This window comes from Agilicoccus flavus (assembly GCF_014857905.1).
Classification (GTDB): Bacteria; Actinomycetota; Actinomycetes; order Actinomycetales; family Dermatophilaceae; genus Agilicoccus; species Agilicoccus flavus.
In genome coordinates this window covers 95,502-117,603 of the sequence record NZ_JACYXE010000011.1, presented here as the reverse complement: position 1 = coordinate 117,603, position 22,102 = coordinate 95,502, and the positions used below count along the sequence as shown (strand labels likewise).

Sequence of the window (22,102 nt, the reverse complement as noted above, 5' to 3'; positions counted from 1 at the left end):
AGGCTCAGCGTCGCCGGCCCCGGCCGGGCAGGCGGCGCAAGAGCCCGCGCATGGGCACGCTCCAGCGGTCGTGCCCCGCGGCGCCCCACCCGCCCAGCAGCTCGTTGGCGGCCTCGAGGCCGGTGGTCGCGGCGCGTTCCATGAGCGCGACCGGCAGGTCGGTGCGCACGGCGTCGCCGGCGAGGACGAGCCGCGGGTCGGGGGTGCGCACCCCCGGCCGCTCCGCCCACGGCGACGTGCCGACGAGGCCGCAGTCGTCGAGGACGAGCAGCTCCTCGTGCCGGGTCTGCGCCTGCGCGGTCTCGGGGTAGACGGCGGCGAGCTCGTCCCGCAGGGTGGCGGCCACCCAGGCGTGGTCGGCCACGCGGGGGTCGCGGTCCGGGTCGAGGGCGTAGCCGTGCAGTTCGACGACCGACCCGCCGTGCGTGTCGGACCAGCGCGCGGCGCCGGCCTCGAAGCGCTCGAGGACGGTGACGTTGTCGAGCAGCTCGTAGCCCGCGGTCCCGAGGAATGCCTCGCGGCGCGGGTCGACAGGGCGATCGAGCCACAGCCGGCTCACCGCGAACGGGGGGGCGTTGCGGCCGGCGAGGACGCGGTCCCGCCACGCCGCGTCGAGCCCGGCGCCCTCCCCCACGAGGCGGCGGGTCGTCCGGGGGTCGGTGGCGAGGACGACGCCGTCGACCTCCATCCGCTCGCCCGAGACGTGCACGGCGGCGCGTTCCCCGGTCAGGTCGACGTGGTCGACGCCCGACCACGTGCGCGTCCGGACCCCGAGCCCGGCGAGATACCCGCCCAGCGGACCCCACAGGGCGGTGTCGTAGTCGTCGTCGGGCACGTCGAAGAGGAGGCCCTCGGCCGAGCCGGTGAAGTACGTGTGGAACATCGCGACGAGCTCGCCACCGGAGAACTCGCTCGGGTGCGCGAAGAACGAGCGGGCGAACACCTCGAGCGCGAGGTGGCGGGCGTCCTGCGGGAACCGGAGCCGGTCGAGCACGTCCTGCGCGCTGACCCCGTCGTAGGCGGGGTAGGAGGCGGGGTAGTCGACGTCGACGAGGTCGAGGGCCGCCCGGAGGTCCACGCGCGCGAGCGCCCGCAGCGGGAAGGTCGGGCTCTGCCGGACGAACCCGATCAGGCTCCACGGCGGCGTGCGGGGGATGGCGGCGAACGAGTCGCGGACCCCATCGGCGCGCACGAGCGGGTAGTCGGGCACCGGTCGCAGCCGCGACAGTTCCGGGTCGGCCCGCCGCAGCAGGGCGCGCAGATTGTAGTACTGCCGAAAGAAGGCGTGGAAGCCACGGCTCATCGTCCGTGGCGCGGACGATGAGCCGTCGCCCTGACCGACCGGCCAGGCGGCCACGCGCCCGCCGAGCTGCGGCAACGCCTCGAGGAGAGTGACGCGCACCCCGCGCTCGGCGAGCCCGGCGGCCGCGGCCAGACCCGCGATGCCGCCGCCGACGACGGCCACGTGACGGTCCTGCTCCACGCGCCGGGCGCCCGGGGCGCCGGGGTGGCGGACGGCGCGGGGGTCGCGGCCGGGGAACCGGGCGCCGGGCTCGGCGGCGCTCACGGTCGACGGCCGCTGACGGTGTGCAGGATGCCCCGCTGCCAGCCGCCGACGGTGCTCACGCGGACGTCGACGAGGCCCGCGCGGCGGAAGCGGTCGGCCAGGACCGCGGTGGAGTCGAAGTCGAGCACGCTGCGCCACAGGTAGCGGTACAGGCGCGGGTGGCCCCGCACGATGACCGACAGGGGCACGACGACGAGCCAGCACACGAGGCTCCAGACGCCGATCGCGAGCGGCCGCCCGGCCACCGAGTACTCCTGGGTGACGAACCGTCCGCCGGGGCGCAGGGCCGAGGCGACCGCGGTGACGACGTCGTCGCGCTGGTGATCGGGCACGTTGCGCAGGAGGTAGGCGGCGAAGACGCCGTCGACCGCGCCGATCCCCCGGTCCGCGAGCACCGCGTCGAAGCGCTGGGCCGCGGAGTGGATGAACTCGACGCCGTCGGGCCAGGGCTTGCGGCGGGCCTGGGCGAGCATCCCGGAGGAGGCGTCCACGCCGACGACCCGGGCGCCGGGCGCGGCGAGGGTGAGTGCGATCGTCGAGGCCCCCGACCCGCAGCCGAGGTCGACGAGGCTGGACGCGCCCCCGGCGTCGGCGGCCAGAGGGTCGACGAGGTCGCGGGCGCCGGCCCGCAGGTGGTGGTGGTAGCCGGGGTTGAGGGCGACGAGGAGGTCGTACCTCGGCGCCGCCTCGTCGAATCCGGTCTCGAGGTCGAGCTGCTCGGCCACGTGTGGGTCCTTTCGTCCGGCCGGTCGACGGCGACGCCTCCGGCGTCGGCCACCGTGACCGTGAGAGTGGCACCACCTTGTCAGATCACGACGCGCCGGCCACCCCGGGGGTGCGCACCGCATGCGGCGGCCGATCGTCTCGTCCGCGAAGCGCCCGGCCGAGGGGCCGGGCAGCGGGACTGTCGCAGAAACGGTGTAACCGGCCCGAGTGCTCCTGCAGGAGCTGAAGGGTCGTTCCATGACCGAGACACTGGTGGGCGTGGACCCAATGAGGAACAGCAGAACGCCGCGGCGGGGGTGCCGACGCAGCCGGCGTCCCTGGGAGCGGATCGTGAGCTGTCGAAGGACGAGCTTGCGGTGATCACCGGCCTGGTCCGTCAGGCCCAGGACTCCGTGGTGGCGCTGACGGGCCCGAACGGTCTGCTCAAAGCACTGACGAAGTCCGTGATCGAGGCCGCCCTCGATGAGGAGATGTCGACCCATCTGGGGTATGACAAGCACGCCGTCGCAGGGCGTGGCAGCGGCAACCCCCGCAACGGAACGCGGACGAAGACCTGAATCGCCCCGGGTCTGATGGAGGCTCTGAATCCTGGGAAGGATGATGAGAGTCATGGCGGCACCGAGGAAGTACAGCGTTGAGCTCCAGCAGCGGGCGACGCGGATGGCGATGGACGCCCGGAAGGACCCGGAGTCCGCGCGTGGGGCGATCAAGGGGTCGCCGACCAGCTTGGGGTGCATCCCGAAGCGCTGCGGACCTGGGTCCGGCAGGCCGAGATCGACGGCGGTGTTCGACCGGGCACCACGACCGATGACGCGCAACGGCTGGCCGAGCTTGAGCGTGAAGTCCGTGAACTGCGCCGGGCCAACGAGATTCTGAAGACGTCCGCAGCTTTTTTCGCGGCCGCGGAGCTCGACCGCAAGATCAGGTAGAGGTGCCCACCGCGGTGGCCGTCGACTACGTCGACCAGTACCGCGAGGCGTTCGGGGTCGAGCCGATCTGCGGCGTCTTGAAGGACGCAGGCGTGCAGATCGCCCCGAGCACCTACTACGCCGCCCAGAAGCGGCCGCCTTCGGCACGAGCGGTCCGTGACGCTGAGCTGATCACCGACATTCGGACCGCGCACAAGGCCAACCTCGGCGTCTACGGAGCCCGGAAGATCCACGCTGAGCTGGGCCGTGAGGGCGTCACCGTTGCCCGCTGCACCGTCGAGCGGCTGATGAAGGCCGACGGCCTGCGCGGTATCCCGCGGGAGAAGACCCGCAAGACCACCATCGGCGACGGTGCCCAGACCGAGCGGCCCGAAGACCTCGTCGACCGGAAGTTCATCGCGACCGCGCCGAACCAGCTGTGGGTGGCCGATCTGACCTACGTACGCACCCACTCGGGCTGGACGTACGTCGCGTTCGTCCTGGACGTGTTCAGCCGGATGATCGTCGGCTGGCAGGTGTCCACGCCGCTACGCACCGACCTCGCACTCGACGCCCTCGACATGGGGCTGTGGGCCCGGCAGCGCGCCGGCCAGGACGTCAACAGCCTGATCCACCACAGCGACAGAGGCGTCCAGTATCGAGCCATCCGATACACCGAACGGCTCGCCGAGGCCGAGGCCGTCGCATCCGTCGGGTCGAAGGGCGATAGCTACGACACTGCCATGGCCGAGGCGCTCAACTCGCTGTTCAAGTTCGAGTGCATCCGCAACGCGATCATGCGGCCCGTCGGCGGCTGGAAGAACGTCGGCGACGTCGAGATCGCCGTCGCCGAGTACGTCGACTGGTTCAACCACCGACGACTTCACGGCGAGGTCGGACTCGTCCCACCAGCCGAGCTCGAGGCCAACTACTGGGCATCTCAGTCGGCGAAGCACTACCGTCAGAACCCGGTCCTCACCGAGGCCGGATCCACCTAACCCAGCCTCCACGAAACCCGGGGCGATTCAGTCGGCCAGAAGTGCGTCCGTGCTACGAGGTGATGGCACGCCAGCGCCGTTCGAGAGGGCCGCAGTCGTACCGGGCGAACCCGCTCGGCAGGACTCCACTCTCAGCTCGACGCGGGCTCCGACGGCGGGTCGTAGTCGGTGGCATCAGGCGCTGGGTTGTCGATGGGGATGGTGGTCGGCGTGTACCCCGGCGGATACGTCTCGTACGGCGAGTCCGGCCTCTGACCGTTCTGGAAGCACGCCGCACCGCCCCCCTTGGCGCGCGCCGGGTACTCATCGGGCATGCACGGCTTTTCGTCGATGACTTGGCACGCGGAGAGCGATCCGGCGACGGGCACGAGGATCGTCAGGGCCGAGACCAGGACCACTAGCGCTCGCTTCGGCATGGTCCAGCATAGACAGTCACCAGGGGCCGATCACCGGAGCACGGAGGATCGGCGGGTCGGGCGGATCGGGCAGGGGTGGCGGCGAATGCTGATCTCCCGCCCCGGGCCGCCCACCCGCCCGCACCCACACACAGCGCCCAGCGCCTCCACCGCCCTCGGCCGGGTGGGGGCACTCACCGCCACGGTCGGGTGACCGGCGAGCCCGACCGACGCGCCTGCGCCAACGCTCGGCCCGCCGGTCATCGGGGTGCCGCGACGCCGACCATGCGCCGCGCTGCGGCCGACATTCCCACGTTCGGCAGGTGTCGATCCCGGCGGGACACGCCGGGGCTCAGGTGAGTCCGTTTCGGGCCAACCGAGGTTCCATGGATTTCGGGCGCCGTCCCGGCGCCGCGACGAGAGGGGTCCGTCCATGCCACGCCTCACCCGAGCCGCCCTGCCGGCCGCCGCCCTGGTCGCCGCGCTCGCTCTCGCGGCGGGGCCGGCCGCCCCGTCCGTCGCGGCGCCGGCGGCAGGCGTCGCCCCGCACTCGGCCGTCACGCCGGCCACGACCGTACCGGCTTCGACCACCCGTGCCTCGACGACCACCTCCTCGACGGCACGCCGTGCCGCGGCCTCGGCGGCGGACCGGTGTGCCCGCATCGCCGCGGGCCGCGTCAAGGGTCTGACCACTCGCCCGGCCGCCGTGACGTTCGCGCTGGCCACCGCGCCCCGCCGGTCGACCGCCACGGTGACGCGGTGCGTGCGGCGGGCGAACGGGACGTACGCGCGGGCGTGGTCGGTGCCCGGCCGCGTGGGGCGCGCCGGGTTCGCCCCCGTCGGCGCCAAGCGGGAGGGCGACGGCCGCTCACCCACGGGCGCCTTCCGTCTCGGCGTCGCCTTCGGGGCGGCCGACCCGGGCAGCCGCCTCGGCTACCTCACACTGGGGCGCACCTCGTGCTGGGGCTCGACCGTCGGCGCGCGCACGTACAACCGCTACTTCCGCGGACGCTGCGGCGCCGCGGACGAATCGATGTACTCCTACGTGCGCGGCGCCTACGCGCAGGGGATGCTCATCCGCTACAACACCGACCCGATCCGGCAGGGCCGAGGGTCGGCGATCTTCCTCCACGCGAGCACCGGCGGCCCGACCGCCGGCTGCGTCTCGGTGCCCCGCTCGTACGTCACGTCGACGATCCGGGCGAGCCGCCCGGGCGACGTCGTCGTCATGGGCGTCGCCTCCGAACGCCTGCGCTGACCACCGCCGTCCGGCGTCTCGACCGGGCGCGTCGCGCCCCGAACGGGACTCGCGGCCCCGAGGGGCGACACGGGGAGGTCTTCGTCACCGACGCACGCCCTCCTCGCCCGCCCCCTCGCGGTCGGTCCCGGCCAGATCGGGTGCGGCCCACACCCGGTCGGTCGCCCCCCCACGGCGAGAGGCCCGAGGCGTCCGCGCGGCGCCTCCATCGGGGTCGGGGACGCCCCCTCGACGGTGAGCCGTCAACGCGACGCCCTCACCGGGTCGGGGGCGCCCCCACGACGAGGCGGCAGAGCCGGCGCCCGGAGTCGGTGAGCGGCGCGCCGGGTTCGGGCCCGGAGACGCCCCCGCAGTAGGCGAGCGGGGCCCGCAGCGAGGAGAGGACGCGTTCGGTCGTCTCCACCGAGAGCGGATCCTCGGCGTCAGTGTGCCCGGCCGAGGTGAGGATGCGGTGCGGCAGGAGCGCCGACCGGCTCCGGCCGGCCGCGACGTGCAGCGCCCCCACGAGGGCGGCGTCGCCGGCGAGGGTGGCCGGGCGCAACGGGCGGGTCGCGAGGTGGCGCCAGAGCAGATCGGGGCGGGTCAGGCCGTGCCGGCCGGCGACGGTCGTGACGATGCGGCCGCGATGACGCCGCAACAACCCGGCGGCGAACGCGAGCGCGACGAGCCGTTCGGGCCCCCCGCCCGGCGGGTGGGGACGCCCGCCCCGCCGCGCCTCGACGGCCCGCGCGAGCTCGCGGTCCGGATCGGACGTGGCGGGGGCGAACCCGTCGTTCACCGCGCGGACGACGTCGATCCAGTCGGCGAGGCGATCCGCGACGTCGCCCGGCACGTCGGCCTCCCCGGGTGTGCGCTGGGCGCCCGCGTCGTGCGCGAGGACGTCGAGGGCGGCGCGGCCGTCGTCGGTGCACCGCCACCACAGATCGCGGAGCCGGTCGCAGACGTCGGCGCGCATCGGCACGGGCGTCTGCGGTACCGACACGACGTGGCGGAGCACCTCGTCGACACCGGCCAGGTCGAAGGCGTCGGGGTCGTGGGAACGCGGCCATCCCACCCCCGGCGGGGCCGCCGTGGCGGAGCGGCGCCCGGGCCACCCGTGCCGCCACACGGCGACGACCTCGTTGTAGTCCTCGATCCCCTCGGAGTCGCCCGGCGGGCACGCGCGGGCCCCCGCGACGCAGCGGGCACGGCGCGTCGGGTCGGCGGGCAGGACGGCGTCGAGCCGCAGCTCGTGCCACCACTCGTCGCCGAAGTCGTCGACGACGGCGAGCCGGATGCGATCGCCGACGCGCCCGAGCACCTCGTCGAGGCGCACGCCGCTCTCGTCGAGGCCGGCGCGCTGCCACGTGCCGTAGGCGGGCGAGTACGTCAGTTCCGTCCGTTCCGCCGGCCCGCGCACCGCGTCACGCACCCGACCCTCGACGCGGAAGAAGTGCAGGAGGAAACCGCTCCAGCCCATGGCCGTGCGGGTGGCCTCGAAGACGGGGCCGAGCGTGAGGTCGTGGGCGACGTCGAGGGTGCGCCAGATCTCGGGGTCGGACCCCATCAGCGCGACGTGGAGCCGGTACGTGGCGGCCTCGGCCCGTCGGTCGAAGGGCACGGGCACCGGCTCGCGGGGGGCCGGTGCCGGCCCGCCGGCGGTGGAGGCCTGCGCCGGCGTCGTCGGATCCGGTTCCGATGCCCCGGCCCGGTGGTCCTCCGAGCGCGCCGCGGCCCGCTCATCTCGATGCGCGTCGAGCTCGTGCACGGCGCCCCCGCGTCCCCCGCGTGCCGCCCGGCGACGCTCCCCGGCGCCGACGGGTGTCGCGACGCCGGCCGATGCGCCGCGCCGCCGCCCGCTCGGGAACGCGATGACGCGCGCGCCACCCACCCGTTCCTCCCGTTCGTCCCCCACGCCGGAAAACTACCCGCTACCCGCCGGTCACCTGCACGGTCGTCCACCGGGGAACCGAACCGGCGCCCGCCACAACACCGGTGGATGTCCACATGCCGGACTGCCCCGGCCCGGGTGGGCACGGGGCCGCCGCCGAGCGGGCCGGAGGGGTCAGTGGACCGCGATGGGCTCCCGCGTCTCGGAGACCGCGGGCGTGCGCATGAACGGGGCGAGCGCGACGACGATCACGGTGAGGAGCGCGCCCACGGCGAAGCCCCACTGCACGCCCACGGCGAGCGCGGGGACGGTCGCCTGACCCGCGGCCTCGAGCGACGCGGCGCGCGAGGACATGACGGTGATGACGAGGGCCGTCCCGGCACCGGCGGCCACCTGCTGCAGCGTGCCGAGCAGCGCCGAGCCGTGGCCGTACAGGTGCGACGGCAGGCTCGCGAGGCCGCTGGTGAAGACGGGCGTGAAGATGAACGCCAGGCCCACGCTCGCGACGACGTGCAGCGCGAGGAACGCCCACCAGGGCGCCCCGATCGTCGCCGCGGTCATCCCCCACAGGGCGGCGCACAGGACCAGCGCCCCGGGGAGCACGAGTCGACGCGCGCCGAGCCGGTCGTAGAGACGGCCCACGCGCGGGCCGAGGAAGCCCATGAGCAGCGCACCCGGCATGAGCACGAGGCCGGCCTGCAGCGTGCTCTCGCCGCGCACGCCCTGCAGGTACATGGGCAGCAGGATCATGACTCCCATGAGCGCCATGAACGCGACCGCCATGAGGGAGACGGCGACGACGTACCCGCGGTCGCGCAGCACGCGCAGGTCGAGCAGCGGGTCGCCGCCGATCCGCACGAGGCGCAGCTGACGCAGGACGAACAGGGCGACCCCCACGACGCCGATCCCGAACACGAGCAGCGGCGAGGGGCCGTGGCCGGCGCCCTCACCGAACAGGGAGAGGCCGTAGACGAGTCCGCCGAAGCCGACGGCGGTGAGCACGACCGAGATCGCGTCGAGCCGCTCCACCCGGCCGCGCTCGCTCAGGGTGAGCAGGCGCAGGCCGACGATCGCGATACCCGCCGCGATCGGCAGGACGATCCCGAACAGCCAGCGCCACGAGGCGAACTGCAGGATGACGCCCGACAGCGCCGGGCCGAGGGCCGGCGCGACCGAGATCGCCAGCGACACGTTGCCCATCATGCGGCCGCGCTCGCTCGGCGGGACGAGGGTGAGGACGGTCGACATGAGCAGCGGCATCATGATCGCCGTGCCGCTCGCCTGGACGACGCGGGCCGCGAGCAGGAACGGGAAGGTCGGCGCGAGCGCCGCGAACAGGGTTCCCGCGCAGAACAGACCCATGGCGAGGGCGAACGCGCGGCGCACGCCGAGGCGCTCGAGCAGCCAGCCGGTCGTCGGGATGACGACGGCCATCGTCAGCATGAAGCCGGTGGACAGCCACTGCGCGGCCCGGGCGTCGATGTCGAGCACCGTGATGAGCACGGGGATCGCGTTCGTCATGATCGTCTCGTTGAGGATGACGACGAACGCCGCGGCGGTGAGCACGCGGATGGTCGTACGGTCGCGGGCGGTCATGGCACGGGGCTCGGTCATGGTGCTCCTGGTTCCGGCCGGGTCCCGGCCTGCGCGGACGCCGCGGGCGTCCGGTGGTGTCGTCGTCGTCGCGGAGAAGGTCGCTCCCGGTCCGGGACGGCTCGAATCCGCCGACAAGGCTCTCCACCATTCTCGTCGGCCGGTGCGCCGCGCGGCGGCAGCGCGTTGCGCACAGTCGATGAACACACGGGGGGGCTCGCTTGCTTCCCGGGTCGGCCGGGCCCGGATCGGGGTCAGCCGGCCGGGTCGGTGCACGGAGGGACGGCAGCGCGGCCCAGCAGAGCGCGTCACCCGGCCGCGTCTCTCGCATCCGCGCAGGTCAGCAGGTCGGGCCACCGCCAGGCCCACCCCCGGCATCGTCGCAACTGCGTCACCTCCCCATCACCCCGGCCTCCGGCCGCTCGCCCGGGCCTCCTTTAGGGGCCTGAGGTCTCGGCGTTGACGGCCTGGCGACCGAGGCCGACGGTGACCTGGAAGATCCGCTCCCCCCTGCCGCCGACGGGCGTCGGCGGCGCCGCGACGACACACTGGTGGACGACCCAGGAGGAGGCGCGATGACGTCGACACGCGAGACCCCCGAGACGGCCCCGGACGGGTCGGTGCCCGCCATCGAGGACAACGGCCTGCCCGACCCGGAGCGGTGGGAGCAGGTCGCGACCCGCGAGGCCCGCCCCGACGACCGTCCCCTGCTCCTCGTGCACGGCAACTGCCAGGCCGAGTCGTTGCGCGTCCTGTGCCAGGGCGCGCTCGGTGACCAGGTGCGCTCCGTCCGCGTGCCGCCCGTGTTCGAGCTGACGGCCGAGCAGGTCGACACCTTCCACGCCCTCGTGGCGCGCACGTCGTTCCTCGTCACGCAGCCGATCGTCGACGACTACCGGGACCTACCCCTCGGCACCGCGCAGATCGAGGCGCTGCTGCCCGGTTCGGCCCACGTGGCGCGGGTGCCGGTCCTGCGTTGGTCCGCGCTCATGCCGACGCACGCGATCGTGCGCGCAGCGGGGGTCGGCGACCCGCCCGGGGTGCCCTACCACGACCTGCGCGTCCTGGCCGCGGCCGCGCGCGGTGAGCGCGAGGCCGACCTGTCCGAGCCGAGCCGGTCGGCGGTGCGCGAGGTGCATCGCATCACCCGGGAGCAACTCGCCGTCCGCCAGGAGCATCACGGCACGGTCGACGCCCTTCCGCTCTTCGAGGACGCGCAGGGCGAGGGCGCCTGGACGATCAACCACCCCGGCAACCCCGTCCTCATCGGGGTGGCCCGGCTCGCACTCGAGCGCCTCGGGGTGCCGGCGGCGGTGACCGACCCGGGCCGGGTGCTCCTGGCGACGACGACCGCCCCGCTGGCCGCCTCCACCCTCGACGCGCTCGACTACGCGGGCACCCCGCGTGAGGACTGGACCCACGAGGGCCGCACGCACTCCGCGGCGGAGATCGCCGCGACCCAACTCGCCTGGTACGGCGAGCACCCCCAGGTGGTCGAGGCGGGGCTGCGCCGCCACCGCGACACGCTCGACGTCCTCGGGCTGGCCGTCTGACCCGTCGGTTGCCACGAGACGCCGGATCCACGGGATCTTCAGGGCGATCGCGGGGCCGGCCGACAGGGCTCGACAGCGGGGACCGGTGGGGAGGCGCTCGGCCACCCGCCGGTGGATCAGGCGTCGCCGTCCGGGGGGTCGGGCCCGAAGAGCGTGCCGAGGCGGGCGTCCGCCACCCGGAGGGCGCGGCGCCCCACCCACGCCCGGAGTGACGCCCACGGCCGCACGGGTCAGGCCACGCCACCGGGGGCGCCCGGCCCGAAGAGCGCGTCGAGGCGGGCGTCGAGGAGCGCGAACGCCCGCTCGGGGGTGATCGCGCCGACGAGGACGCGGCCGACGAGCCCGTCGGCGAGGGCGGCCAGCGCCTCGGCCTCGGCGTCGGCGTCGACGTCGTTCGCGGTCAGCTCCCCGGCCGCCCGGGCGTCGGCGAGGGCCACGCGCAGCCAGTCCCGGCCACCGGCCACCTCGCCCGCCACGACGCGCGCCAGCTCCGGCCACACCGCCGCCTTCGCGACGAACGCGAACCACACCGACGCCCCGAGCCGCGACCCGTCGTCGCAGGGGATGCCGACGGTGAGGACGCGTCGCACGGCCGCCCGCACCCCCTCGGACGCGGCGCGATCGCCTCGCCCGGCCCCCGCGACATCCCGCCGCCGGCCGGCATCCGCGTCGGCACCGGGCAGGGGCTCGATTCCCCGTTCACCGGGATCCTGTCGGCCGACATGCCCGTCCGCGCCGAGTCCGTGCCCGGTGCGCCCGCGGGCGGCGAGCTCGGCGGCACGAGCCATCTCGCGGGCGGCCTCGAGGACCATCTCGTCCTTGGTGGCGAAGTAGTGCTGGACCCGCCCCGCGGAGATCCCCGCCTCCGCCGCGACCGTGCGCAGGCTGACGGCGTCGAGGCCGTTGCGGGCCACGACGGCCCAGACGGCGTGGCTGATCTCGCTCCGGCGCTGCGCGTGGTCGACCTGGCGTGGCACGGCGCTCCCCTCGTCCTGGGCGGCCGCACCGCCCTCCGCGTCACTCCATGTTGCCATTCGACCGCAGAGCGGCGAACGGAGGCGAGCTCGCGAGCCGCAGTGAGCGCGGCCCGACGACATTGCATTTCCCGGCGGAGGCGTTTACGGTTCGATCGTATTGCAACGCAGGGAGGAACAATGACCCGAACACCGCGACGACGCCCGCCCACGCACTCGAGGCCCGCCGGCGCGGCCGTTGCGCCGTCGCCACCCCGGGCCGGCGCGGTCGCCGCGGCGCGGCACCCTCTGCGTCGCCGCCCACGCCTCGCGCTCGTCGCCGCCCTGGCCGGCGCGTTGGCGCTCTGGCTCGCCGCCACTCACGTGACGGCGGCGCCGGTCGGGCACTTCCGGTCGGCCCAGGGCCGCGACCGGTACCTGGCGGCCTACGACCGCGCCCTGGCCCGGCTCCCCGATCCGGCCGAGATCCGCGACGTGCGCACCGCCTACGGCGTCGTCCGCCTGTACCGGTACGCCGGCGCGCGTCCCGGCGGCGTCCCCCTGCTCCTGTTGCCGGGCAGCGCGTCGGGGTCGCCGGTCTGGGGGGACGACGTGCCGTCGTTCCTGGCGGACCGCGACGTGTGGACCCTCGATCTGCTCGGCGAGCCGGGCCGGTCGATCCAGGACCGGCCGATCCGCGACGCCGCCGACCAGGCCGCGTGGCTCGACGAGGCCATCGCCGCCGTCGCACCGCGCGTGCACCTCGTGGGCATGTCGTTCGGAGGATGGACCGCGGCGAACCTCACGACCCGTCGCCCGGCCCGCGTGGCGAGCCTCACCCTGCTCGAGCCCGTCCTCGTCTTCGCGGACCTCCGGCTCGAGGTGATCGCGCGGTCGATCCCCGCGTCGGTGCCGTGGCTGCCCAAGGCGTGGCGCGACGACTTCGCCTCGTGGACGGCGGGCGGCGCCCCGTTACAGGACGACCCCGTCGCGCAGATGATCGAGGCCGGCATGCAGGGATACCAGATCGCGACGCCCCCGCCGGCGCGGCTCGACGAGGCGGCCCTCGCCGCGATCCGCGTGCCGGCCCTCGTCGTCCTCGGCGGGCGCTCACCGATGCACGATGCGCAGGAGGCGTCGGCCACGGCCCGGCGCGTCCTGCCCGCGGCCCGCGTCGTCGTCCTTCCCGACGGCACGCACGCCGTCAACGGCGAGTACTCCGAGGCGATCGCGGCCGCCGTCCGCGACCTCACCGCCGCCGACGCCACCCGGTGAGCGTCGGCGCAGCCGGGGCGGCTACGTCGCTGCGGCCGGGTCGTGGGCGGCGACGACGTCGAACCCCGCCTCGACCCAGTCGAGCATCGCGCGCTCGCGGGCGATCATCCCGTCGTAGGCGTAGACGCGGAACGCGACGACGCGCCCCCAGCTCTCCTCCGGCAGGCGGGACAGGCGCGCCGCGAGGACGGGGTGGGTCAGGTCGAGCAGTGAGGCCCGCGTCGCCTCGAGCACGGCGAGCTGCTCGGCGTGGAAGGCGCGCAGCTCGCGCAGCTGCGCCCGGGCCGCCTCCGGGGCGGCGCGGTCGAGGTAGGCCGCGCGCAGGTAGGCGGGGTCGCGGATCGGCGCCGGGCGGTGCGGCGCCTCGATCCACTCCGCGAAGGCCTCGGTCCCGGCGGGGGTCACGTCGTAGCGGGTCTTCGTCCCGCTGGCCCCCCACGGCACGGGCGTGCCCCGCAGGAGGCCGTCGGCCTCCATCCGGCGCAGCTCCGGGTAGATCTGGCTGTCGGGGGCGTGCCAGACGTGGCCGACGGACGCGCCGAACCGCTTCGAGACCTCGTATCCCGTCATCGGCGCCCCCGTGAGCAGGGCGATGAGGGCGTACCGCAGGCTCATCGGCGCCTCCTTCGTGGGTCTTGTCGGGTCTTGTCGGATCAGGGCGGGCGTCGCTAGTCTGACGGAGGACGAAATACCTATCTCCATAGATAGTGGCGACGCCGGCAGGCGACCCGCCGCGTCCAGGCATCCGGCGACGAAGGAGTCCCCCATGACGATGACCGCACCGCGCCCGGCACAGGCGAGCGCCCCGGCGCCCGCTCCCGGCCCGCGCACGACCGCGAAGATCTTCGGTTACCCGCTCAACGCCTGGTACGTGGCGGCCTGGGACCACGAGGTCACCTCGCGGGGCATCCTCGCCCGCCGCGTCTGCGACCGGCCGCTCGCGCTCTACCGCACGGGCGACGGCCGGATCGCCGCCCTCGCCGACGCGTGCTGGCACCGCCTCGCGCCGCTGAGCAAGGGCCGGCTCGTCGGCGACGAGGAGATCCAGTGCCCGTACCACGGCATGCGCTACAACGCGGCCGGGCGATGCACGCACATGCCGGCGCAGCAGACCCTCAACCCGAGCGCGACCGTCCCGGCCTACCCGGCCGTCGAGCGGTACCGCTACGTCTGGGTGTGGCTCGGCGACCCCGACCTCGCCGACCCCGCGACGATCCCCGACATGCACCAGATGAGCAGCCCCGAGTGGGCCGGCGACGGCCGGACGATCGACGCCGGGTGCAACTACCAGCTCATCATCGACAACCTCATGGACCTGACCCACGAGGAGTTCGTCCACTCCAGCTCCATCGGGCAGGAGGAGCTGAGCGAGGCGAGCTTCGAGACGATCCACGACGAGCGCACCGTCACCGTCACGCGGTGGATGCGCGACATCGACCCGCCGCCGTTCTGGCTGAAGAACATGCGCGACAAGTTCCCCGGCTTCTCGGGCAAGGTCGACCGCTGGCAGATCATCCACTTCGAGGCGCCGTCGACGATCTGCATCGACGTGGGCGTCGCCAAGGCCGGCACCGGCGCCCCGGAAGGCGACCGCAGCCAGGGTGTCAACGGGTACGTCATGAACACGATGACCCCGGAGACCGACCGCACGAGCCACTACTTCTGGGCGTTCATGCGCAACTACCGGCTCGATTCCCAGCTCATCACGACCCAGCTCCGCGAGGGTGTGCACGGCGTCTTCGGCGAGGACGAGGAGATGCTCATCGCCCAGCAGGAGGCGATCGACGCCAACCCGGGGCACGAGTTCTACAGCCTCAACATCGACATGGGCGGCATGTGGGCCCGGCGCATCCTCGAGCGGATGATGGCGGCCGAGGGGCGCGCCTGACATGGCGGCGGACCACACCCCGCGCTGGCAGGACGTCACCGTCGTCGACACCCGCGACGTCGCCGACCGCATCCGCCGGGTCGTGCTGCGGTACGACGCGCCGCAACCGGCGCGGGCCGGCGCGCACGTCGACGTCGAGATCCCGTCGGGCGAGGGGGTGCTCACCCGCTCCTACTCCGTGGTCGACGCCTCCGACGACGGGCGGGAGCTCGCCCTGTCGGTGCACCTGTCCGCGACGAGCCGGGGCGGGTCGGCCGCGATGCACGCGCTCGCGCCGGGGGCGGTCCTGCGGGCGACCCAGCCGCTGCAGAACTTCCCGCTCGGCGTCGGCGCGGCGCGGTACGTGCTGCTCGCGGGCGGCATCGGCATCACCGCGGTGGCGGGGATGGCACGCACCCTGGCCGCTCGGCGGGCCGACTACGAGCTCGTCTACGTCGGCCGGACCCGTCCGGCGATGGCCTACCTCGACGCCCTCGCGCTCGCGCACGGCGACCGGCTGAGCGCGCACGTCGACGACGAGGGCACCGGCCTCGACGTCGACGCCCTGCTCGACTCGATCGCCGCCGACCCGCGGGCCGCGGCGACCGAGCTGTACCTGTGCGGGCCGATCCGCCTCATGGACGCGGTGCGTCGCGGCTGGGAGAACCGTGGCCTGCCGGCGACGAACCTGCGCTTCGAGACGTTCGGCAACTCGGGGGCCTGGGCCCCGCAGGACTTCATCGTGCGCATCCCGCGCCTGGGGGTGCAGACCCGCGTCGACGCGAACTCGACGATGCTCGAGGCCCTCGAGGCCGCCGGCGTCGAGATGATGTTCGACTGCCGCAAGGGCGAGTGCGGCCTGTGCCAGGTAGCGGTGCTCGACCTCGACGGCCGCCTCGACCACCGGGACGTCTTCCTCTCCGCCGACGAGAAGGCGCAGGACTCCCGCCTGTGCGCCTGCGTCTCCCGCGCCGTCGCCGCCGACACCCCGCGGATCGGCGACGTCGACGCCCCGCCGACCCCACCCTCCGAGCCCGCCGTGGTGACGATCGAGGTGACGTGAGCCCGCGGCTCTCCGAGTGGGCGACCGGGCAGAGCCTCACCCTCGGTTGCGCCGGGGCCACGCGGCACACGACATCGTCGAACTCATCGAGTGACGTGTGAGCGCGATCGCCGAGCGTCCTGGCCGCGCGTCGAGATCGCGAGGCTCCCGGGCCGACCGGTGACCTTCCCGGTGGGCGCGCCGTCCCGGGCCGGCACGGGGAGGCCGGCGTATGTAGGCCGCTGCCGGATGACCCCACTCAGGGGACGACGGGGCGGGCGCGGCGGTCGATGCGGTCGTTGACGAACGGGGCCGGGCGGTGCGCGACGAAGGCCGCCTCCCCGAGGCCGGTGCGCTCGGCCGCCCGCCGGAGCACGCGGGGCTGGGCGGCCTTGCCCCAGCGGCCCGTGTCGAGGCGGTGCTGCACGGCCCCGAGCGCGGCGATGTTCTCGGCGACCGTGAACGTGCAGTGGCCCGTGCGCTCGACGTACGCCTCGCGCAGCAGCGCACCGGCGCCGGCGGCGCGCACCTTGTTCCGGTAGTTCGCGACGTACTCCACGGGGGCGGCCGGGTCGGCGAGGGTGTGCATCGTCAGCACCGGGATGCGCAGGGCGCCCGTGGGGTGCGAGGTGCGCGCCAGCCAGGCCACCGCCTGCGGGTCGGCGGTGACGCGGGCGTCGCGGGTGATGGTGGCGAGGTCGCCGCGCAGGTCGAGGCCCGCCTCGCGGTACAGCGACGCCACGTCGTCGCGCCGGGCACTGCGGGCGAACATCGCGGCGCAGTCGACGCCCGCGTTCCAACTGCTGTCTCCGCCCGCGACGTTCTGGATGTCGACCCGCCGGGTCATGACGAGCGTGAGCGTCCCCACGAGGTAGTCGTACTCGGCGCGCTCGATCGTCGCCGGGTCGGTGGGCGGCTTCGCCGAGACGTCGGTCGACCACGTCGGCATGTTCATGAGGGCGGCGGCGAGCGAGATCCGGGCCCGCCCCTGCGGGCTGGTCTGCGCCCGCTTCACGGCGGCGACGAGACGGTCGGCGTTCGCCGCGGCCTCCTGTGTGGAGGAGAATTTGGTCAGCCGGACGTCCTCACCGGGGAGCAGCAGCGACGCCACCGCCTGGGCGCCGTCGAGCTGGTAGTTGTTGAGGTTGAGCCCCCCGCCGAGCAGGCCGCACGTCGAGACCGCGGCGTCGACCCCCGACCCGGGCCGCTCCGCGATGAGGCTGCTCACGAGCCCGCCCATGGACCGGCCCAGGGCGATGGTGCGTCGCGGCGCGCCGACCTCGTCCCGGAACGCGGCCAAGGTGCCGAGCTGGTCCTCGACCGCGGTCCCCAACGCCCACCCGAGCCGGGCGTAGGACGACTGCGCGACCGCGTAGCCGCGGTCCTGCATGGCCTGCGAGGTCGGCGTGAAGTTCACGTCCCGCACCGGGTTGTCCGGGCCGCCGCGGTACCCGTGGCTGAACAGGACGAGGTCGCCGTTCCAGTCCGCGGGGACGTCGATCGCCCACGCCGCGCCGTTCGCGAGCCGGCCCTGAAGGTGGCGCGGCTCCCCGGCGGCGGCGGCACGCACATCGCCGCCACCCCCCGTCGCGGCGTGGGCAGGCAGCGCGGCGGTCGCCGCGACGAGGGCGGTGACGGCGGCGCCGATGACGGCGGTGCGGAGCGCGGGGGCCATGGGGTCTCCTCGACGGTGAGGCGGAGTGGATCGGGGCGGGGGTGATGACAGGAATCCTTATCCTGGCCGCCGCCCCGACCCGTGTAAACGCCGCCCGGACTGCGGGAAGCCCTTGTGCGCCAGGCCCCCTCACAGTAGTTTCAGGAATCCTGCGATCCGCGGGACGGGCCGACGAAGGAGACCGGCATGGAACGTCGCACCGCACTCACCGGTGGCCTCGCCGCCGTCGCCGCCCTCGGGACCGTCGCCACCGGCGCGGGACGCGCAGGCGCCGCGCGCCCGGCCTCCGGAGCCACCGACGCCGCGCGGCGGCACCCGCCCGCGCCGACGCCGGCCGAGTTCGACGCCCTCGTCCGCACCCACCCCGCCGCGGCCCCGGCGGTGGAGTTCGCGTTCGCGGCTGTCGTCGACGTCGCCGAGGCGGAGTCGATGGGGGTCGGCCCTCTCGGAGAACGTCGGATCGTGCCGATCCTCGGCGGCCGCTTCGCGGGGCCGCGCATCGCCGGCACCGTCGTCCCGGGCGGCGCCGACCGCCAGCTCGTCCGCGCCGACGGCGTGCGCCTCCTGTCCGCGCAGTACGAACTGCGCACCGACGACGGCGCCTACATCTCGGTGCTGAACAACGTGCTCATCCACGGCGACGGCCCGGATCGCTACGCCCGCTCGACCATCGAGATGACCGCCCCCACCGGCCCGCACGACTGGATCAACCGGCGCCGCTTCGTCGGCACGCTCACCTCGCTGCGTCCCGACCGCGCGGCGGTGCTCATCCGGTTCTACGCCCTCGTCTGACGCGGATCGGGCCTCAGCGGGCCAGCAGCGCCCGCGCGATCACCACGCGCTGGATCTGGTTCGTGCCCTCGTAGATCTGCGTGATCTTGGCGTCGCGCATGAGGCGCTCGACGGGGAAGTCCCGGGTGTAGCCGGCACCGCCGAGGATCTGCACGGCGTCGGTCGTCACGGCCATCGCCGTGTCGGAGGCGAAGCACTTGGCCGCCGCTCCGGCCAGGCTCATGTCGGGGCCGGCGGACTCGGCCTCCTCCGCCGCCGCGTAGGCGAGCAACCGCGCCGCGCGGATCTTGACCTCCATGTCGGCGAGCATGAACTGCACGCCCTGGAAGTCGGCGATCGGGCGGCCGAACTGGCGCCGCTCCTTGGCGTAGGCCACGGCGTGGTCGAGCGCGGCCTGCGCGACGCCGACGGCCTGGCCGGCGACGACGGCGCGGGTGCGGTCGAGGGTGCCCAGCGCGAGCTTGAGCCCCTGACCCGGCTCCCCGATGATTCGGTCGGCGGGGATCGTCACGTCCTCGAGGTAGACCTCCGCGGTCGGCGATCCCTTGAGCCCCATCTTCTTCTCCGGCGCGCCGAAGGACAGCCCGGCGTCACCGGATTCGACGACGAACGCCGAGATGCCGCGCCCGCCCGCGTCGGGGTCGGTCACCGCGAAGACGACGTAGAGGTCGGCGCGGCCGGCGTTGGTGACCCATCGCTTCGTGCCCTTGAGCCGCCAGCCCTCGTCGCACCGGGTCGCCCGCGTCGTCATCGCCGCGACGTCGCTGCCGGCCTCGGGCTCGGACAACGCGAAGGCCCCGAGGGCCTGCCCGCTCGCGATGCGCGGCAGGTAGCGCCGCGCGAGCTCGGGCGAGGCGGCGAGCAGCAACGGCCAGGCGAACAGCTCGTTGCCGCCGCTGACCTGCTGGGTCGTCATGCAGGCGCGGGCCACCTCCTCGGCGACGACGACGGAGGCGAGCAGGTCGCCGCCCTGGCCGCCGTAGGTCTCCGGGATGCCGATGGCGTGCAGCCCGACCGCGGTGAGCGCCGCAAGCGAGGCCTCGGGGAACTCGCCCAGCTCGTCGACCTGGGCGGCGCGCGGCGCGAGCCGGCCCGCGGCGACCTCGCGAGCGAGCCCGCGCAGCGCCTCGTGGTCCTCGTCGAGCCGGAAGAGGCTCATGACCCGTTCCCGCTCCCCAGGCCGAGCACGCGGGCGGCGTTGCCCTTGACGATCCCGGGCACGCGGTCCTCCGTGATGCCGAGGGTCGCGAAGTCGGCCATCCACCGCTCGGGGGTGATGAGCGGGTAGTCGGAGCCGAAGAGCACCTTGTCGCGCAGCCGGCCGCCGGCGGCCCGGACGAGCTCCGGCGGGAAGTACTTCGGCGACCAGCCCGACAGGTCGATGAACACGTTGGCCTTGTGCGTGGCCATCGAAATCGCCTGCGCCTGCCACGGCACCGAGGGGTGGGCGAGGATGACGGTCAGCCCGGGATGGTCGGCGGCGACGTCGTCGAGCAGCAGCGGGTCGGAGTAGCGCAGCTTGATGCCGCGCCCGCCGGGCAGGCCCGCGCCGATGCCGTTCTGGCCGGTGTGGAACAGCGCCGGCACCCCGAGCTCCTCGATCGCCGCCCACAGCGGCTCGAAGCGCTCCTCGTTCGGCGCGAACGCCTGCACGCTCGGGTGGAACTTGAAGCCGCGGACGCCGTACTCGGTGACGAGCGAGCGCGCCTGCTCGATCGCCGCCCGGCCGCGCCACGGGTCGACCGAGCCGAACGGGATGAGCACGTCGGCGTGGTCGGCGCAACGGGTGGCGATGTCCTCGCTCGAGATCGGGTCGCGGCCCATGCTCGTGCGCGCGTCGATGGTGAAGACGACGGCGGCCATCCGCGCGTCGCGGTAGCGCTGGGCGAGGAACTCCACGGTCGGCGTGCGGTTGTCGCTCGAGGCGAAGTAGGCGGCCGAGGCGGCCATGAGCTCGTCGTCGAGGGACAGGTGCCCGTGCTCGTCGGTCTCGACGTGGACGTGCACGTCGATGGCGTCGATCGCGTCGAGGTCGACGGCGGGCTCGTAGCGGGTCATGACGGCTCCTTCGAGGTGGAGGGTCCGGTCGAGGGTCCGGCGTCGGACGGGGTCGTGCCGTACGCGGCCCGCAGGGGGCCCTTGACGAGCTTGCCGGAGGCGTTGTGCGGCAGCTCGGCGAGGACGATCACGGAGGCGGGGATCTTGTACCGGGCGATGCGCCCGTCGAGGTGGGCCAGCAGCTCGGCCTCGCTGAGCGAGGCGCCCTCGCGGACGGAGACGATCGCGCGCCCCACCTCGCCCCAGCGCACGTCGGGCACCCCGATGACGGCCGCCTCGGCGACGGCGGGGTGGGTGTGGATGGCCGCCTCGACCTCGGCGGGATAGATGTTCTCGCCGCCGCTGATGATCATGTCCTTGACCCGGTCGACGATGGTGAGGAACCCGTCGTCGTCGAGGCGCGCGAGGTCGCCGGTGCGCAGCCAGCCCGGCTCGACGAACGCCGCCGCCGTCGCCGACTCGTTCTGCCAGTACCCGGGCGACACGTTGGGTCCCTGGCCGAGCACCTCGCCGGGCTCGCCGACGCCGACGTCCTCGAGCAGCGGCGAGACGACCCGCACGTCGGCGAAGAAGCACGGCGTCCCGGCCGAGCCCACCTTGGCGACGCCCTCGGCCTTGCGCAGCATCGTCAGCCCGGGCGAGGCCTCGGTGAGACCGTACCCCTGGACGATCATCTGCCCCCGGTCGAGCCACGCGCGCAGCAGGCTCTCGGGGATCGGAGCGCCCCCGCTCATCGTCACGTTGATCGACGAGAGGTCCGCCTCCGCCCAGCCGGGCGCCTGCATGAGCGAGAGGTACATCGACGTCACCCCGAACAGGAAGGTCACGCGCTCGGACTCGATGAGCTCGAGGGCCCGCGCGGGGTTCCACTTCTCCTCGACGAGGGAGCGCCCGCCCTTGAGGAACGTCGGGAAGAAGAGCTGGTTGAGGGCCGCGGTGTGGAACAGCGGCGCGGTGACGAGGGCGACCTCCGCGCTGGTCAGGTCGAGGTCGACGAGCAGGTTGTACACGTTCCAGTGGATGTTGCCGTGCGTGAGCAGCACGCCCTTGGGGCGCCCGCTCGTGCCGGAGGTGTACTGGATCATGAACACGTCGTCGAGGCCGGCCGGCTCGTCGACGGGCTCCGTCGAACCCGCCGCGTACAGCTCCGCCAGGCGCGGCGCGGGCCCGTCGTCGTGCACCGCGACGAGGTCGAGGCCGAGGTCGGCCACGTCGGCGGAGGCGACGACCGAGGCGAACGGCGCGTCCCAGACGAGGATGCGGGGGCCGGCGTCGCGCAGGATGAACGCCGTCTCCGGCGGCGCGAGGCGCGTGTTGAGGGGCACGGTGATCGCGCCGAGCTTGGCGACCGCGAACATCACCGCGACGAAGTGGACCGAGTTGAGCCCGAGGTAGGCGACCCGGTCGCCGGGCCCGACGCCGCGGTCGCGCAGCGCGTGGGCCAGCCGCGTGGCCCGCTCCTCCACCTCGCGGAAGGTCCAGTCCTGCCCGTGCTGGGTCAGGGCCACCGCGTCGGGCGTCATCCGGGCGCGGCGCGTCGGCCACGACCCCAGTCCCATGTCGTGCATGTCG

The 22,102-nt window shown here is 74.2% G+C and carries 17 protein-coding genes, 2 pseudogenes and 1 other annotated feature; of the genes and pseudogenes, 8 read left to right on the top strand and 11 right to left on the bottom strand.

Going from position 1 to position 22,102, the window contains the following annotated elements; genetic code table 11:
- Nucleotides 1-4 precede the first annotated feature (4 nt).
- Both ICW24_RS16100 and ICW24_RS16095 read right to left on the bottom strand, forming a co-directional pair.
- Nucleotides 5-1,567, bottom strand: a complete 1,563-nt coding sequence (locus ICW24_RS16100; RefSeq protein WP_307781363.1) for an FAD-dependent oxidoreductase — start codon at nucleotides 1,565-1,567, stop codon at nucleotides 5-7.
- Nucleotides 1,564-2,292: a class I SAM-dependent methyltransferase gene (locus tag ICW24_RS16095; protein WP_226346741.1), complete on the bottom strand. Its 729-nt coding sequence runs from the start codon at nucleotides 2,290-2,292 to the stop codon at nucleotides 1,564-1,566. The genes ICW24_RS16100 and ICW24_RS16095 overlap by 4 nt, the downstream gene beginning before the upstream one ends.
- A 318-nt stretch (nucleotides 2,293-2,610) precedes the next feature.
- On the opposite strand from ICW24_RS16095, the pseudogene ICW24_RS16090 reads away from it, so the two are divergent.
- Both ICW24_RS16090 and ICW24_RS16085 read left to right on the top strand, forming a co-directional pair.
- Nucleotides 2,611-2,847 (top strand): annotated as a pseudogene (locus ICW24_RS16090) (transposase); the annotation flags it as partial.
- A gap of 55 nt (nucleotides 2,848-2,902) precedes the next feature.
- Nucleotides 2,903-4,199, top strand: a pseudogene (locus ICW24_RS16085) (IS3 family transposase).
- Nucleotides 3,180-3,329 (top strand) — a sequence feature (AL1L pseudoknot). (Overlaps the previous pseudogene by 150 nt.)
- A gap of 131 nt (nucleotides 4,200-4,330) precedes the next feature.
- Here the strand turns inward: ICW24_RS16085 and ICW24_RS16080 are convergent.
- Nucleotides 4,331-4,597, bottom strand: coding sequence for a hypothetical protein (locus ICW24_RS16080; RefSeq protein ID WP_226346740.1), 267 nt, complete (start codon nucleotides 4,595-4,597; stop codon nucleotides 4,331-4,333).
- 430 nt (nucleotides 4,598-5,027) lie between these two features.
- Between ICW24_RS16080 and ICW24_RS16075 the strand changes: the two genes are divergently transcribed.
- On the top strand, nucleotides 5,028-5,852 hold the full coding sequence (locus tag ICW24_RS16075; protein WP_226346739.1) for a L,D-transpeptidase family protein: 825 nt from the start codon (nucleotides 5,028-5,030) through the stop codon (nucleotides 5,850-5,852).
- Nucleotides 5,853-6,108: 256 nt separating this feature from the next.
- Here ICW24_RS16075 and ICW24_RS16070 read toward each other — a convergent pair whose 3' ends face one another.
- A complete protein-coding gene (locus ICW24_RS16070; protein WP_226346738.1) occupies nucleotides 6,109-7,452 on the bottom strand; it encodes a plasmid pRiA4b ORF-3 family protein in 1,344 nt (447 codons plus the stop codon).
- A 444-nt stretch (nucleotides 7,453-7,896) separates the two neighbouring features.
- Nucleotides 7,897-9,336, bottom strand: coding sequence for an MDR family MFS transporter (locus ICW24_RS16065; RefSeq protein WP_226346737.1), 1,440 nt, complete (start codon nucleotides 9,334-9,336; stop codon nucleotides 7,897-7,899).
- A gap of 554 nt (nucleotides 9,337-9,890) precedes the next feature.
- Between ICW24_RS16065 and ICW24_RS16060 the strand changes: the two genes are divergently transcribed.
- Nucleotides 9,891-10,868, top strand: coding sequence for a WcbI family polysaccharide biosynthesis putative acetyltransferase (locus ICW24_RS16060; protein WP_226346736.1), 978 nt, complete (start codon nucleotides 9,891-9,893; stop codon nucleotides 10,866-10,868).
- Between the two features lie 230 nt (nucleotides 10,869-11,098).
- On the opposite strand, the gene ICW24_RS16055 is transcribed toward ICW24_RS16060, so the two are convergent.
- Complete coding sequence (locus ICW24_RS16055; RefSeq protein ID WP_226346735.1) at nucleotides 11,099-11,845, bottom strand: TetR family transcriptional regulator C-terminal domain-containing protein; 747 nt, start codon at nucleotides 11,843-11,845, stop codon at nucleotides 11,099-11,101.
- Between the two features lie 177 nt (nucleotides 11,846-12,022).
- Here ICW24_RS16055 and ICW24_RS16050 point away from each other — a divergent pair, with 177 nt between their 5' ends.
- Nucleotides 12,023-13,096, top strand: coding sequence for an alpha/beta fold hydrolase (locus tag ICW24_RS16050; RefSeq protein WP_226346734.1), 1,074 nt, complete (start codon nucleotides 12,023-12,025; stop codon nucleotides 13,094-13,096).
- Between the two features lie 21 nt (nucleotides 13,097-13,117).
- Here the strand turns inward: ICW24_RS16050 and ICW24_RS16045 are convergent, their stop codons facing one another.
- Complete coding sequence (locus tag ICW24_RS16045; protein WP_226346733.1) at nucleotides 13,118-13,711, bottom strand: PadR family transcriptional regulator; 594 nt, start codon at nucleotides 13,709-13,711, stop codon at nucleotides 13,118-13,120.
- A gap of 157 nt (nucleotides 13,712-13,868) precedes the next feature.
- On the opposite strand from ICW24_RS16045, the gene ICW24_RS16040 reads away from it, so the two are divergent.
- Both ICW24_RS16040 and ICW24_RS16035 read left to right on the top strand, forming a co-directional pair.
- On the top strand, nucleotides 13,869-14,984 hold the full coding sequence (locus ICW24_RS16040) for an aromatic ring-hydroxylating dioxygenase subunit alpha (RefSeq protein ID WP_226346780.1): 1,116 nt from the start codon (nucleotides 13,869-13,871) through the stop codon (nucleotides 14,982-14,984).
- Between the two features lies 1 nt (nucleotide 14,985).
- The gene (locus ICW24_RS16035) at nucleotides 14,986-16,026 is read left to right on the top strand and encodes a PDR/VanB family oxidoreductase (RefSeq protein ID WP_226346732.1); all 1,041 of its coding nucleotides are present in this window, start codon (nucleotides 14,986-14,988) and stop codon (nucleotides 16,024-16,026) included.
- A gap of 238 nt (nucleotides 16,027-16,264) precedes the next feature.
- On the opposite strand, the gene ICW24_RS16030 is transcribed toward ICW24_RS16035, so the two are convergent.
- Nucleotides 16,265-17,680, bottom strand: a complete 1,416-nt coding sequence (locus tag ICW24_RS16030; RefSeq protein ID WP_226346731.1) for an alpha/beta hydrolase family protein — start codon at nucleotides 17,678-17,680, stop codon at nucleotides 16,265-16,267.
- 186 nt (nucleotides 17,681-17,866) lie between these two features.
- Here ICW24_RS16030 and ICW24_RS16025 point away from each other — a divergent pair, with 186 nt between their 5' ends.
- Nucleotides 17,867-18,472 (top strand): DUF3237 domain-containing protein, encoded by a 606-nt coding sequence (locus ICW24_RS16025; protein WP_226346730.1) that lies wholly within the window; start codon nucleotides 17,867-17,869, stop codon nucleotides 18,470-18,472.
- Nucleotides 18,473-18,485: 13 nt separating this feature from the next.
- On the opposite strand, the gene ICW24_RS16020 is transcribed toward ICW24_RS16025, so the two are convergent.
- From ICW24_RS16020 to ICW24_RS16010, 3 genes are read right to left on the bottom strand one after another with little or no spacing between them, the layout of a single operon-like run.
- A complete protein-coding gene (locus ICW24_RS16020) occupies nucleotides 18,486-19,631 on the bottom strand; it encodes an acyl-CoA dehydrogenase family protein (protein WP_226346729.1) in 1,146 nt (381 codons plus the stop codon).
- Nucleotides 19,628-20,530 (bottom strand): amidohydrolase family protein, encoded by a 903-nt coding sequence (locus tag ICW24_RS16015; RefSeq protein ID WP_226346728.1) that lies wholly within the window; start codon nucleotides 20,528-20,530, stop codon nucleotides 19,628-19,630. Before ICW24_RS16015 ends, ICW24_RS16020 begins: the two co-directional genes overlap by 4 nt.
- Nucleotides 20,527-22,098 (bottom strand): acyl-CoA synthetase, encoded by a 1,572-nt coding sequence (locus tag ICW24_RS16010; protein WP_226346727.1) that lies wholly within the window; start codon nucleotides 22,096-22,098, stop codon nucleotides 20,527-20,529. The genes ICW24_RS16015 and ICW24_RS16010 overlap by 4 nt, the downstream gene beginning before the upstream one ends.
- Nucleotides 22,099-22,102 lie beyond the last annotated feature (4 nt).